A 13974-nucleotide genomic window follows, 5' to 3' on the forward strand; every position below is an offset into this window, starting at 1 on the left:
CGGCAAGACAGGCGGCATGATTTCAGCACATAAACTCGACCAGATTACCCAGCGCTTCCAGTATCTGGAGGCACGGTTGGCCGAAGGCGGCGGCGATATCGCGTCAATTGGGCGCGAATATGCCGAACTGCGGCCCGTCGTGGCGCAGATCGCGCTGTGGAACGACCTGAGCCGCAATCTGGACGAGGCACGCGCGATGCTGTCCGATCCTGATATGAAAGCACTGGCCGAGGACGAGGTGGCGCAATTGTCCGCGCGCCTGCCCGAGGTGGAAAAAGCGCTGCAACTGGCGCTTTTGCCGCGCGATGCAGCCGATGCCCGCCCCGCCATGATCGAGATACGCCCCGGCACCGGCGGCGACGAGGCGGCACTTTTCGCGGCGGATCTGCTCAGGATGTATCAACGCTATGCCGAGGCGCGGGGCTGGTCCTTTCAGATCATCGAATTGCAGGAAACCGAACTGGGCGGCATCCGCGAGGTTGTGGCGCGGATCGCGGGCGAGGGGGTCTTTGCCCGCCTCAAATTCGAAAGCGGCGTGCACCGTGTCCAGCGCGTGCCAACCACCGAAAGCGGCGGGCGTATCCATACATCAGCGGCCACCGTGGCTGTTCTGCCCGAGGCCGAGGAGGTGGACGTCACGATTGATCCCAACGATATCCGCATCGACACGATGCGGTCCTCCGGCGCGGGCGGGCAGCATGTGAACACAACGGATTCCGCCGTCAGAATCACCCATATTCCGACAGGGCTTGTCGTCACCAGTTCCGAGAAATCACAGCACCGCAACCGCGAGATCGCAATGGGTGTGCTGCGCGCACGCCTCTTCGATCTGGAGCGGCAGAAAATTGACAGCGCCCGCGCCGCCGACCGCAAGAATCAGGTCGGCAGCGGGGATCGCTCGGAACGCATCCGCACCTATAATTTCCCGCAAGGGCGGATGACCGATCACCGCATCAACCTGACGCTCTACCGGTTGGAGCAGATCATGCAGGGCGATCTGGACGAGATCATCAATGCGCTGATCGCTGAACATCAGGCAGGCCTACTGGCCGAGATGGAGGGATGAGCCGCACCGTCGCCGAGGCGCAGCGCGCCGCAGTTCAGGCATTGACCGCTGCGGGAATTGCGGATGCTGCCGGCGATGCGCGTCATCTGCTGGCCCATGCCATGGGCATAAGCCGTGACCGGTTGATCCTGATCGGCGCGGACCCAGTGCCTGCGGATGCGATGCTGCAACTCGCGCAAGCTCTGGCGCGGCGCATCGCGCGCGAACCTGTCGCGCGCATCATCGGGCGCAGGTTGTTCTGGGGGCGCGACTTTGCGGTGACCCCCGATGTGCTGGACCCGCGCGGCGATACCGAAACCCTGATCGCCACTGCCTTGGAAGGTCCGCCCCCCGCGCGTTTGCTGGATCTGGGCACAGGCAGCGGGGCCATCGCCGTGACCCTGTTGGCGGAATGGCCCCGCGCGCACGGCGTTGCGACAGATATCAGTGCCGCAGCGCTAGCCGTAGCAGGGCAGAACGCGCAGAACTTGGGTGTCGCGGACCGTTTGGAACTGGTTCTAACCGACTGGTGCGCGGACCTGACAGGCCCGTTCGACCTGATCCTGAGCAATCCGCCCTATATCTCGGCGCAAGAGATGGCGGGGCTCGAGCCCGAGGTCTTGCACCACGATCCGGCCCTCGCCCTCAGTCCCGGGGGGGACGGTCTGGGGGCCTATCGACAGATCGCGCAACAGACAGCCCGCGTGCTGGCACCGCAGGGCCGCGTCATAGTCGAAATCGGCTGGCAGCAGGGGCAGGACGTGCTGGAGATCTTCCGTAAAACCGGTTGGCAGGATCAACGCCTGATTGCCGATCTTGCGGGCCTTGATCGTGTTGTGGTTGCGCGGAACCCTGCTCAACAAGCTGAAATAACACGAAATGACAGATAATTCAGACAAATTTGCCGCTTTCCTCTTGTCTTGAGGGCGCGGTCATGTTTACTCAGTCATGTCGATGCGTTGGATGCCCTTGTGCCGTCCTGCTCGGCGCCAAGCCAAAAATGTCGTGGACCCGGTGTTTAAGTCAGAGCGCAAGAGGCGTGAAACGGGTCGAACGAAGCCAGAAGACGAAGGCTGGACTGCTACAGATGAGATCATCCAAATCAAGGTCGCGCAAGCCGGGCCGCAATAATGCTCCGAACCGCAGCGTCGGAAACGTGATCAACCGCGTTTTTGACAGTTCCGGTCCCGAAGGCAAAGTCCGCGGTACACCGCAACAGATCATCGACAAATACAACCAACTGGCGCGTGACGCACAGCTTGGCAATGATCGGGTGGCGATGGAAAACTTCCAGCAGCACGCCGAACATTACCTGCGCCTGCTTGCAGAAGCGCAGCGCGAGATGGATCAGCGCCGCGACCAACAGGAACGCGAAAACCGCGACCGTCAGGCCGAGCGCGACCAGAACCAGCCGCAAGGCCAGCAGCAGCGGGACCAGACCCGGGATCAAAGCCGTGACCAGAACCGCGAAGGCGGCCGTGATCAGGGACGCGACAACAATCGCAATGATGGGCAGCGGGACAACAACCGCAATGATGGTAACCGCGATCAAGGTCGCGACCGCCCGCAGCGCCAGGATCGGGACACTACGGACCGCCCAGTGGATCAACGCGTGCAGCCGGAACTGCAGTCGGAAGTGCTGGACCTTGAAGGCGATAGCGGCCTTGTCGATACACCGGAAAGCAAGTTCGAGCAGCCCGAGGTCACACAAGCGCAAGCGCCTGCCCCCCGTGTGAAAGCGGCCCCCAAACCCAAAGCCGAAGCGGGTGCTGCCGAAGCTGATGCCGAGCAGTCCAAACCCAAGCCCAAGCCACGCGCACGTGCGCCGCGAAAGCCCAAGGACCCAAGTGCCGGTTCCGGCGCGTCATCGGGCACGCCCGAGGCTGCGGAATAAAGTCGCGTCGAAATACGGGATCAGAATTACAAAGGCGCGCCGGTCACAGGCGCGCCTTTTGCTTTGGCTCGACGCTCTGCGATCAGCCTGCCTTGACCAATCGCGCCAGCGCGCAGAACTGCTCGAGCGTCAGGGTCTCTGCGCGATCTGTGGGTTTGATTCCCGCGGCGATCAGGTGATCCTCAAGATCGGGGACCAAACCCTTGCAGGCCGCACGCATCATCTTGCGGCGCTGGTTGAACGCCATGGCGATTACACGCTCCAGTGTCTTGGGGTCGGCGGGATAGCGCGGCGCGGGTAGGGCCGTCAGATGCACCACTGCGCTTGAGACTTTGGGCGGCGGCGTAAATGCCTCGGGCGGCAGGTTCAGCACGATCTGGGCATTGCAACGCCACTGTGCCAGCAACGCCAGCCGCCCATAGGCCTTGCTACCGGGTTGCGCGACGATCCGTTCGGCCACCTCGCGCTGGAACATCAGCGTCAGGCTTTCCCAGAAGGGTGGCCACTGCGGAGGCGTCAGCCAGCGGATCAACAGTTCCGTGCCGACATTGTAGGGCAGGTTGGCTGCAACACGGATCGGCGGACTCAGATGCTCCAGCGGGTTAACCTCAAGCGCGTCCCCCTCGATGATCTGCAACCGTCCCGGATAGGCGGCGGCGATTTCGTCCAGCGCGGGAATGCAGCGCGGATCTTTCTCGATGGCCAGCACGCGCCGCGCTCCCTCGGATAACAGGCCGCGTGTCAGACCACCCGGACCGGGCCCGATTTCCAGTACATCGCAACCCGACAAGTCCCCCGCCTGACGCGCGATCTTGGCGGTTAGGTTCAGATCCAGCAGGAAATTCTGCCCCAGGGCCTTTTTCGCGGCGATGCCATAAGTCTCGATCACCTGACGCAAGGGAGGAAGGCTATCGATCCCGCTCATCGTTTCATCTTGCCGAAAATACTCATATCCCACCCCGTGATGTTTGCCGCGCCCTTGCCATGACATCCGCCATTTTCAGCGCTTCAATCAGCGATGAGGGATCGGCCAGACCTTGCCCCGCGATATCGAAAGCCGTGCCATGATCGGGCGACGTGCGGATGAAAGGCAGACCCAGCGTGACATTCACACCGCCTGCGAAATCCAGTGTCTTGATCGGGATCAGGGCCTGATCGTGATACATGCAGATCGCCGCGTCATAGCGTGCGCGTGCAGCGGGGTGGAACAGTGTATCGGCCGAGAGCGGCCCGGCAATATCCAGACCCTCGGCGCGCAAGGCGTCCAGCACGGGCGCGATCATCTGGATTTCCTCCAGCCCCATCGCGCCGCCTTCGCCTGCATGCGGGTTCAGACCTGCAACAGCCAGACGTGGTGCCGTCAGGCCGAAATCGCGCCGCAAACCCGCATGGGTGATCAGGATCGTATCGGTCAGAAGCGAAGCCGTCAGCGCCTGCGGCACCTCGGCCAGTGGGATATGGATGGTCACAGGCACCACCCGCAGCGCGTCGCAGGCCAGCATCATCACCACGCGGTCAACACCTGCCAGAGCCGCCAGATATTCGGTATGGCCGGGATAGGCGAAACCAGCCCCGTCCTTGAGCGCCTTTTTGTGGATCGGCGCGGTGCAAAGCGCGCCCGCAGCTCCCGATTGCACCAGTTCCACACCACGCGCGATGGAGTCGATCACGCCTTGTGCATTGGCCGGATCAGGCTTGCCCGCTGTCGTTTCTGCCGCGAAGGGCAAGGCCAGAACCGGCAAGGCAGTTGCACTCGCCACGATCGCCTCTTGCGGGTCGGAAATGATCTGCAAAGGTGTTCCGGCAGGCAGGTGTCGAGGGTCGCCGATATAGAAAAACGGCAGATCCGCGCGCAGCACCGCCCATGCCTTGGCCGCAATTTCGGGGCCGACCCCTGCAGGCTCGCCGCAACTCAGCGCGATGGGTGCGATCATCTGTCGATGATACGCGCGTCAGAGACCAGTTGCGCCAGATATCCGCGCGCATAAGCCTCAAGCCGCTGGTTGCGCAACTGCCCCGCGACCTGCTCGCGCGAGGCGTCTTCGGCTCCGGCGGCGGTCCGGCCGCACAGCATCAGCACCATCAGCGCCTCGCTGCCATCGGTCGTGATCCGCGTCAGATTCGCCGAAATCTCGCCACGGTCGAGCTTGGCAAGCTCCAGCGCAATATCGTTTGGCAGATCGGCGGGCGTCGTGGCCAGACGCTGCAATGTTTCCTCGGGCTGCCCCTTGGCCAGTCCATATAGATCATCGCAAGTATCGACGCTGCTGCGGATGGCGGCGGCTTGTTGTAGGTTCGCCTCGGTCCGGCCACCGGGCAGATAATAGGCGGCATAGTCGATGGCCGAGAATTCCTGCGCCGCAACGCCTGTTTCCTCGATGGCGCGCAACTGGAACAGGGCGATGGCCCCTTCAAGCGGGATCGGTTGCGTGACCTGACCCACCGACAGACCCAGAATGACAGGGCGCAACGGGGCCGGCAGATTGGTCAGCGGCATCCAGTCAAGACGTCCACCATTGGCACGGCTTTGCGAGGCCGAGACTTGTCCGGCCTCAGCCGAGAATTGCTGGACCGAGTTGATCTGGCTCAACCGGTCGGCCAGCGCCTGCGCTTCGGCCGCCTGTTGTGGCGGGGCAGGCAGGATGATTTCGGATAGAAGAACCCTGACTGCGCTGCCGCCGCTGATGGCCCCGATGGCCTTGTCGATATCCGCTTCACTGATCCGGACGCGCGGCACGAAACGCGCGCGCACAAGATCACGCCAGGTGAGGGAGGAGATGATGAAATCACGGAATGTCTGTTCGGCCACACCAGCGCTTGCCAGCGCGCGGATCAACTCCTCAAGGCTAAGGTTGGCCCTGCTGGCGAATTCGGTCATCCCGTCCATGATGACCTCTTCGGACAGTTCGATTCCTGCGGAACGGGCCGCCGCCAGTTTCACCCGATCTTCGATCAATTGTGTGCGGGCCAGTTCCTCAAGGTCGCCGGGGCTGCGAAGAACCCGCAAAAGCAGCACACGCTGTTGCACCTCGTAGCGCGTGACTGCCTTGTCATCGACAGTCACGATGGGGTCGAACATGCCCTGTGCCATGGCGACCGGGGCCACGCTCGACAAGCCCAGCATTGCGACAAAGGCAAGAAAGACGGCGTGTTTCATCTGTTTCATAAAGTTCAGTTCCTGCAGGTCCGTGTGTATCTGGAATCGGCACCTGAAAGGCCGAAACCGCGAATGCCGATCGTAAACCCGATATCCGTCGATGGCTGAAGGATATCCGATGAGGTAAAGCGGCGCGAGAGGGAAAGGTTCACATTGACGCATTCGTTCTGATAACGCAGCCCCAAGCCCGCATTGGTGGCTCTGTCACGCGCCACGTCATAGCGCATATTGGCCGATCCCGTCCAGTGGCGGGCAAAGCTGTAGCTGCCATCTATAGACCATTCCGACTGGGCATCGTACCTTTCCTCGTCGGGGTCGCTGTCCAGCCAGATATAGGAGGCCCCTACACTCAAGTCCCGCCGCGTCAGACCAAGCCGCGCCTCGGCCTTGGCGACATTGAGATCCTCGTCAAAAAGCGAGCGCGCGCCCAGTGACAGCCCGAACGGATTCTTGATCTGTCCGGCCAGTAAAAGATCCGAGGTTTGACCTGTCAGACCCGAGGAATCGCTGAAATCATTATCTGCAATGTCGCGCCAGACCTGTCCTGCCGACAATGAGGTTTCCAAACCGCCGGGGGCGCTGCGCATCCAGTTCACGCCATAGGCCGCCGTTACCCCGCGTTCGCGCCGGTCCGGAGCCGGAAAGCGCGACAAGCTCAGCAAATTGCCTTCGTCGAATTCAACCCTTGTGCTTTCGTCATTGGGAATGTCGCGCCGCGTGCCACCTGTCCAGCCCACCATGGCCACGGGTTCCAGGATCTGCGTCACACCGCCGGCTGTGGATTTCACCAAAGGCCAACGCAGAGTGACCGCCGTTTGCGGCACGATTTCTGCCACATCGCCAGCAAATGTGTCGTCCTGACGGGTCCGGAAAGCGTCGATGGACAGACCGCCAAGCATTTGCGCCTGCACGCCATACGCCAGTGACCAGTTGCGCTGCCAGAGCATGTCGGCGGTGATCCGGCTGACGTCCCGTCCGATCCCGTCCGTCGGATCATCCGACGACCGGTAGCGCGCATTGGCGTCAAGACCCAGACGCATCTCGCCACCCAGAAGTCCGGGCACGAAACGGCGCTCATAGGTCAGATCGCCGATAACCGTGGGCAGCGTCGCGTTGCTTTCGGTGGCGCGCAATGTCTCGTAGCTGGTCAGGCTGACATTGGCATATTCGTCGCGCCTTGTGCGTGTGATCGCAATACCGCTGTCCAGACGCTCCTTGCCGGAATAGTCGTAATCCAGAAGATAGGCATCATCGCTGGTCATCTCGATATCGAATGTCAGGCGAAAGTCGCGTGGCAACTCGAAATTTCCCGATCCGAAAAGATAGGCGCGCCGGCTAGACGGGCCGATCTCGTCATCCGACACTGCGGTATTGATCTCGATCGAGCCGCGCCGGAAGGCTTGCCTGTAGCGCAGTTCCAACGTGCGGGTTTGGGGCGAAAGATAAGGGGTCAGGGTCAGGTCACGGTGGTCACTGAGAGCCACGAAATACGGGATTTTGACCCCAGTTCCCAAAAGCGAGGTTTGGCGCAGTTGCGGGATCAGAAAACCGGTTGCGCGATCAAGTGTCGGGTCCGGCAGGCGCAGGCGCGGGAACCACAGCACCGGCACGCCCAGAACGCGCAATTGGGCATTGTCGAAATACAGTTGCTGTTCCAACTGGTCATGCACCACCCGTTTGGCGCGGATCTGCCAGAGCGGGGGCGAGTCGCTTTCGCAAATCCTGCAGGACGTCGCAGCGGTCTTGTAAAGTTGCGTGTAGCGCCCGCCGACCCTGTCGATCCGGTTGGCCGCCAGTTGCAACTGCTGGTTCATCACCATGCGCGCGCCCTGCAGCAGGCCGTTCTCCAGCCCCGCATCCAGACTGCCTGACTCAGCCAGCACCACGATCTGCTCGTTCTCGACCAGTGTGATCGGGCCTTCAAGGGTGAGGCTGTCGGTATTGCGGTCATAGATGATCTTGGACGCCTTGAGCCTTGTCGTTCCGGTAATCGCCTCGACATTGCCCTCGGCAATCAGCAGGTCGCGCCCTTCAAGCCGCAGGCTGTCGGCAACCAGCAGGGCAGGGGCACCGGATGTGTCGGCAGCTTGTCCGTCTTGCGCGCGCAAAGGATGGGCCAGAAACACCACAAGGCAGACCACAGCGGCCAGCAAGACCGCCAGCCCAGCACCGCAGCATACAGTTGCGCGTCGTCGGATGGAAACAGGCATCACCCGTCCTCCATATTCAGGAGTAGACCCAAGGCCAGAAGGATCGAGGCTACAGGCGGCGCCCAAGCCGCCAGAAGGATGGGAATTTGCCCGTTCTCCCCCATGATTTGCGCGAAATTGCGGATGTAGAACAGGGTAAAGCCCAACATCACGGCGGACAGCACGGCGATGCCCGTGCCACCGAAACGCACATGGCGCATTGTGAATGCCGCGCCCAGCAGGACCATCGCGGTCAGAAACAGAGGGCGCGCCATTTCCATCTGGAACCAGACCTCGTGACGGCGCGCGGAAAATCCGGCTTCTTTCAACTGTGCGACATAGTCCGGCAGATCCCAGATCGAAATGGCATCGGGTTGTCCGAAACTGTCCCGTATCCTGTCCTGTGTCAGATCCGAGGGGATCATCAGCGTCTCATGGCGTTCGGCCAGCGCTTCCGAGTTGATATCCAGCCCTAGAGGCCAGAGTTTCACGCCCGTGGCCTCCCACGCGCCGTCCAGCAAGACTGCCTCGCGCGCCTCGATCAGGCGCACTGGTCCGCCATCCGTCGCATAATCAAGGAATGTGACATTGTAGAAAACCGTACCATCCGGATTGGCGCGCGCCGCACGGATCACCGTCTGTCCTTCATCCCCGCCTTGCCGCAGCCAAAGCCCTTCGCGTGAGACTGAAAGAACATCCGTGACGCCCGAGCGATAGCCCTCGAACAGGGCGGAATAGCGTTTCGACGTCGCTGCTACGATCGGGTTCAGCATGGCGACGCTCAAGCCACCGATCAGCATGGCCATCGTGACCGGCGCCAGCAGAGCGATCAGCGCCGAGCGTCCGGCAGCGCGCGTGACGACAAGCTCGCTACTGCGCGCAAGTCCGAGAAACAGCGCGATGGTCGACAGGATGACCACGAGGGGCAAGATGTCACTGATGGCCTTGGGCATGTTCAGGAGGGTCAGTTGCGCGATCTTGCCAAACCCGATTCCGTCAGAAGAAAAACGCCGCAACTGTTCTACCAGATCAATCAGGGCAACCAGCAGAAAGAATATCGTGAGAATACCCAGAAAGGTTGTCAGAAAACGGCGGGCGAAATAGCGGTGCAGGATCATGCGGCGACCCTGCTTGACGCTGTCTTTGTTTTTCGGAAACCGCCACGCGGCCTTGCGGCCCAGTGCAGCAGTCCACCCGCCATAGCGAGACCCGCGGCCGAGGGAAGATAGACCAGCGGCCATAGGTCTGCATTGGCCCGAACCGGATCGGTGACCAGCCCTTCGATCATCTTGACCAGAACCAGAAGGACCAGAGCGCCCACGATCTGCCTCCAGACCCCGAAGCGCGAGAATCCCCCGACCAGCAACGCCGAAAAACCGATCAACGCGGCCGCCAATGCCATCAGGGGCTGATTCACGCGGCCATGCAACTCGTCCGCAAGCATACCACGCGACTGGCCTGTCTCGGCCATCGCATCTTCGGGCGCAGTCAGCAATTCCCATGTGCCGACATGGCGGATATCCCGCCGGTGCGCGCCGGACGAGACCAGCATGGCGGTAATGTCATAGGTGAAATCGTCGAAATGCGTCGTGAAAAGCCGCCGGCTATCCAGAAAATAGCTTTGCGACAGACCATCAACCATCACCAGCCTTGTGCCGGCATCGTCATTGACAAGATACCCCTCGATCGCTGTGTAGGTCATGGTCCGTTCAGGGCGGCTGCGGTCCGACAGATAGACATCGCGCAGCGCACCTTCGGTAGTGATCTCGCGGATATAGAATGTCACACCGCGCGCGGGATGCAGGAACGTGCCTTCGGTCAGCAGCTTGGAGGTCACATTCTGCGCCAGTTCCGCCTCGCGCTTTTTCATTTCTTCCTGCGAGGTAGGCACCAGCGCATGTGTGAGCACCGACATCATCAACGCCACAACAAGGCCGAAGGTCGCGACAGGTCGCGCCAGACGCCACGGGCTGAAACCGGTGGCCTGCATTACGACCAGTTCGCTTTCGCGGCTCAGACGGTTGGTGACATAGACAGCGGCGGCGAATGCGGCCACCGGCAGGACCAGGCGGATCACATTCGGCAGCGTCAGAAGCGAGAATTCGACAAAGACCATCGCGGACTGACCGTCGCCGACCAGCCTGTCGAACAGCCGCACCGCCTGGTTGATCCAGTAGATCGACACCAGGATCAGGGCGAAAAAGCCGAACAGGACCATCATCTGCGACAGTAGATATCTGTCGAATCTTGCCACTGAATTCCTCCGGCTGACCGATTGCAGCCGCTCTCAGGTTACAAGATGTGGCTGTGCGGTAAAACTGCTATCTGGTCAAGGTGGCGACCCGCCGCTAGGTTGTTGTTTCGGCTGTTTTGCCGTTTTGCACCACCTTCAGGAGAATGCCATGACCACCCCCGTTTCCCTATCCGCCCAGCTAATGGATCTTGATGCCTGCGCGACGCTTGAAGGGCGTATAGCATTGCTGGTGGATGGCCCCGATGCGCTGGATGCGGCAACGCGGCGGGTCAACCGTCTGACCAAGGGTGCCGTGGCGCGGCTTCTGGCTTCGGACAGGTTTTCCAAGTTGAAACCCGGCGAGACCGTCAGCCTTGCCTTTCCCGCAGGGCTGCAGGCCGAGGCTGTGGATATCGTGCGCCTGCCGCGCCGCGCTACGCTGGCAGAGGCTCGCAAGGCTGGTGTCGGGCTTGCCAAGCTCAAGGGCAAGGCGGCCCTAACAGTCATGGCAGGCACGCAGCGCCATGCCGCCGAATTGGGCCTTGGCGTCGCGCTGCGGGCCTATGCCTATGAAGATATGAAAACCCCTGCCAAAGACGCTGCAGGCACCGCCGCGACAGGCGCGGTCACCCTGATGGTCGGCAAGCCGGACGAGATCGAGGCCGCGCTGGTCCCGCTGCGCGCCGCAGCCGAGGGTGTCTTTCTGACCCGCGATCTGATCAGCGCCCCTGCCAATATCCTGACAACGACCTCGTTCGCCGCAAGACTTGAGGAATTGCGCGAACTCGGCGTCGAGGTGGAAGTGCTGGAAGAGGCTGCCTTGGAACAGTTGGGCATGGGCAGCCTGCTCTCGGTTGGACATGGCAGCGACAGCCCGTCAAAGGTTGTCGTCATGCAATGGAAGGGCGGCGCGAACGACGCGGCCCCCCTTGCGCTGGTCGGCAAGGGCGTTGTGTTCGATACTGGCGGCTACAGCCTCAAACCCGCAGGCGGTATGGAAGATATGACCATGGACATGGGGGGCGCTGGCGTTGTGGCAGGGGTCATGCACACACTGGCGCGGCGCGGGGCGCGCGCCAATGTCGTTGGGCTGGTCGGTCTGGTCGAGAATATGATCTCGGGCCGTGCCACACGTCCCGGCGACGTGGTGCGCGCGATGAAGGGCGACACCATCGAGGTCATCAACACCGATGCCGAGGGGCGTCTGGTGCTGGCCGATGTGCTCTGGTACGCGCAGGAACGCTTCAAGCCTGCGGGCATGATTGATCTGGCCACGCTGACTGGTGCGATCATCATCGCCTTGGGACACGAGAAAGCGGGCGTGTTTTCCAACGATGATGCGCTGTGCAATGCCGTGCTGAAAGCCGCCGAGACTGAAGGTGAGGGCGCATGGCGCATGCCTTTGGGGGCAGCCTATGACAAGAAGCTGAAATCCCAGATCGCGGACATGAAGAACGTGGGCGGGCGCGATGCGGGTTCGATCACCGCCGCGCAGTTCCTGCAACGTTTTGTGAACGAGAGCACGCCCTGGGTCCATCTGGACATTGCCGGTGTCGCCAGCGTCAAGGCCGAGACTGCATATGCGCCGCAAGGGGCCAGCGGCTGGGGTGTGCTGGCGCTGAACCGGTTGGTGGCGGACAGGTTCGAGACCAAGGCGGACGCAGCAAAAGACAAGGCCTGAGCCGATGGGAGCCGCCTATTTCTACCATCTGACACGCAATCCGCTGGAAGTGGCCCTGCCGCAGCTTTTGGGCCGCGCCAGATCGGTTGGCTGGCGCGTCGCGGTCAGGGGGCGTGATCCAGAACGGCTGGACTGGCTGGACCGTCAGCTGTGGCTGGGGCCCGAGGCAGGATTTCTACCGCATGGACTGGCCGGCGGGCCGCATGATGCGTCCCAGCCGGTGCTCTTGACGACCGGAGAGGCCAGCAATGATCCGGCCTGCCTGATGACCGTGGACGGGGCCGGTCTGGACCCTGCCGAGGTGCAGGCGCTGGAGCGTGTCTGCGTGATTTTCGACGGCAATGATCCGGCGGCGCTGGATATCGCGCGGGGCCAGTGGAAAGCCCTGACCGATGCGGGTTGCGCCGCGCAATACTGGTCCGAGGAATCGGGACGTTGGGAGAAGAAAGCCGAACGCGGCGCCTGAGGCAGGTCGGGGTCCGTGAGTATTTCCCTCAAGATGAAACAGTGGTCGCGCTAACGCGTCAGGATCAGTGCGCCTTGCCGGATCTCGACCGACGAGAAGCGTTGCAGATAGCCCATGCCCAACAGCGATTCCCGCATCACGCCCTCGTTGACAAAGGCGCGCAGGTCGCGGTCCTCGATCCCGCCAAGACGGATGCTGTCCAACCTGACAGGGGCTGTGCGAACCTGTCCGTTTGCCGTCATCGCGCTGCCGACAAAGGCCAGTTCCGCCAGATCAAGCCCCGCGCTGACCGCATCCTCGCGGCTGAGAAAAATATCTGTGGCACCGGTATCAACCAAAAAGCGGATCGGTGCGCCGTTGACCTGCGCAGTCAAATAATAATGGCCGTCAGCCGCGCGCGGCAACTCGATCCGGCCTTCGGCTGTGATCACCGACTGGCTGGGGCGCACCGTCTGGCGGATATCCGACCACAGGCCCACGGCGGCGATGACCCCCAGAAACAGCAGACCCCAGATCACGACATATTGTAGCGTCTTCCCCAAAGACTGGCGGTTCTGGACGAAAAACCAAAAGGCGATGACCGATCCCAGCAGGATCAGATAGGTCAGTCTGCCAATGTCATCGCCGTCCATGCTGCCTGCCTTCTGACCCGTTCCCCGCTGATATAGGTGCAGGCAGGCGCAGTGCCAACTCAGCCCGCAAAGCCGAAGTCGCGCAACCCGTCCAGCACGAACTGCACCGACAAGGCGGCCAGCAACATACCCAGAAGGCGCGTAACCACGTTGATGCCGACACGGCCCAAGGCCCGCTCGAACAGATTGGCGGTCAGGAATAGCAGCATCACCAGCGTGAGAACCACCAGCATCACGCAGATCACCATTCCCAGCCCCGCAAGTCCGGGCTGTTGTCCTGCCAGCAGGATCATCGAGGCAATCGCACCCGGCCCCGCGATCAGCGGGATAGCAAGGGGAAAGACAGACGGGTCGGGGCGGTCCTCATCAGTCTGGTCTTCGCGCCGCTTGGCACGGCGGTCGAACAGCATGTCTAGTGCTGTGAGGAACAGAAGGATACCCCCCGCGATACGGAACGCGGGCATCGAAATGCCGACAAAGCCCAGAACAGCCTCGCCCGCATAAGCGAAAATGGTCAGCAGGATGGCCGCGACAATCACCGCCCGCAGCCCGATGGCACGACGCGCCGCAGCGCTCATCCCTTGGGTGAGGGCCACGAAGAGCGGCACCAGGCCGATCGGGTCGATGATCACGAAGAGCGTGACAAAAGCGGTGATAAGAAAGGCGCTGTCCATTCC

Annotated in this window: 13 protein-coding genes; 5 read left to right on the forward strand and 8 right to left on the reverse strand. The window is 61.9% G+C overall.

Translation table 11 applies throughout. The features are described from left to right. The first annotated feature begins 16 nt into the window (after positions 1-16). From prfA to K7H22_RS01220, 3 genes are all read left to right on the forward strand, one after another. Positions 17-1066 (forward strand): peptide chain release factor 1, encoded by a 1050-nt coding sequence (gene prfA / locus K7H22_RS01210; protein WP_230798969.1) that lies wholly within the window; start codon positions 17-19, stop codon positions 1064-1066. Then, on the forward strand, positions 1063-1935 hold the full coding sequence (gene prmC, locus K7H22_RS01215; RefSeq protein ID WP_230798750.1) for a peptide chain release factor N(5)-glutamine methyltransferase: 873 nt from the start codon (positions 1063-1065) through the stop codon (positions 1933-1935). Before prfA ends, prmC begins: the two co-directional genes overlap by 4 nt. Positions 1936-2132: 197 nt before the next feature. Then, positions 2133-2939 carry a DUF4167 domain-containing protein gene (locus tag K7H22_RS01220; RefSeq protein ID WP_230798751.1) on the forward strand — a complete coding sequence of 269 codons (807 nt, stop codon included), beginning with the start codon at positions 2133-2135 and terminating at the stop codon, positions 2937-2939. An 82-nt stretch (positions 2940-3021) separates the two neighbouring features. Here K7H22_RS01220 and rsmA read toward each other — a convergent pair whose 3' ends face one another. From rsmA to lptF, 6 genes are read right to left on the reverse strand one after another with little or no spacing between them, the layout of a single operon-like run. Beyond that, complete coding sequence (gene rsmA / locus K7H22_RS01225) at positions 3022-3864, reverse strand: 16S rRNA (adenine(1518)-N(6)/adenine(1519)-N(6))-dimethyltransferase RsmA (protein WP_230798753.1); 843 nt, start codon at positions 3862-3864, stop codon at positions 3022-3024. A gap of 22 nt (positions 3865-3886) precedes the next feature. After that, positions 3887-4873 carry a 4-hydroxythreonine-4-phosphate dehydrogenase PdxA gene (gene pdxA / locus K7H22_RS01230; protein ID WP_230798754.1) on the reverse strand — a complete coding sequence of 329 codons (987 nt, stop codon included), beginning with the start codon at positions 4871-4873 and terminating at the stop codon, positions 3887-3889. After that, positions 4870-6105 (reverse strand): peptidylprolyl isomerase, encoded by a 1236-nt coding sequence (locus K7H22_RS01235; protein ID WP_230798756.1) that lies wholly within the window; start codon positions 6103-6105, stop codon positions 4870-4872. Before K7H22_RS01235 ends, pdxA begins: the two co-directional genes overlap by 4 nt. A 5-nt stretch (positions 6106-6110) precedes the next feature. After that, on the reverse strand, positions 6111-8306 hold the full coding sequence (locus tag K7H22_RS01240) for an LPS-assembly protein LptD (RefSeq protein WP_230798757.1): 2196 nt from the start codon (positions 8304-8306) through the stop codon (positions 6111-6113). Beyond that, positions 8306-9403, reverse strand: coding sequence for an LPS export ABC transporter permease LptG (gene lptG / locus K7H22_RS01245; RefSeq protein ID WP_230798759.1), 1098 nt, complete (start codon positions 9401-9403; stop codon positions 8306-8308). The genes K7H22_RS01240 and lptG overlap by 1 nt, the downstream gene beginning before the upstream one ends. Continuing rightward, the gene (gene lptF, locus K7H22_RS01250) at positions 9400-10539 is read right to left on the reverse strand and encodes an LPS export ABC transporter permease LptF (protein ID WP_230798760.1); all 1140 of its coding nucleotides are present in this window, start codon (positions 10537-10539) and stop codon (positions 9400-9402) included. Before lptF ends, lptG begins: the two co-directional genes overlap by 4 nt. A gap of 148 nt (positions 10540-10687) precedes the next feature. Between lptF and K7H22_RS01255 the strand changes: the two genes are divergently transcribed. Together K7H22_RS01255 and K7H22_RS01260 are read left to right on the forward strand one after the other, a co-directional pair. Next, positions 10688-12199, forward strand: a complete 1512-nt coding sequence (locus K7H22_RS01255) for a leucyl aminopeptidase (RefSeq protein WP_230798761.1) — start codon at positions 10688-10690, stop codon at positions 12197-12199. Positions 12200-12203: 4 nt separating this feature from the next. Beyond that, positions 12204-12665 carry a DNA polymerase III subunit chi gene (locus tag K7H22_RS01260; RefSeq protein WP_230798763.1) on the forward strand — a complete coding sequence of 154 codons (462 nt, stop codon included), beginning with the start codon at positions 12204-12206 and terminating at the stop codon, positions 12663-12665. Positions 12666-12715: 50 nt separating this feature from the next. On the opposite strand, the gene K7H22_RS01265 is transcribed toward K7H22_RS01260, so the two are convergent. Both K7H22_RS01265 and K7H22_RS01270 read right to left on the reverse strand, forming a co-directional pair. Further along, complete coding sequence (locus K7H22_RS01265; RefSeq protein WP_230798765.1) at positions 12716-13297, reverse strand: retropepsin-like aspartic protease family protein; 582 nt, start codon at positions 13295-13297, stop codon at positions 12716-12718. Positions 13298-13356: 59 nt separating this feature from the next. After that, positions 13357-13971 (reverse strand): MarC family protein, encoded by a 615-nt coding sequence (locus K7H22_RS01270; RefSeq protein WP_230798766.1) that lies wholly within the window; start codon positions 13969-13971, stop codon positions 13357-13359. Positions 13972-13974 lie beyond the last annotated feature (3 nt).

Source organism: Seohaeicola saemankumensis, assembly GCF_021021435.1.
In the GTDB taxonomy this organism is placed as follows: Bacteria; Pseudomonadota; Alphaproteobacteria; order Rhodobacterales; family Rhodobacteraceae; genus Seohaeicola.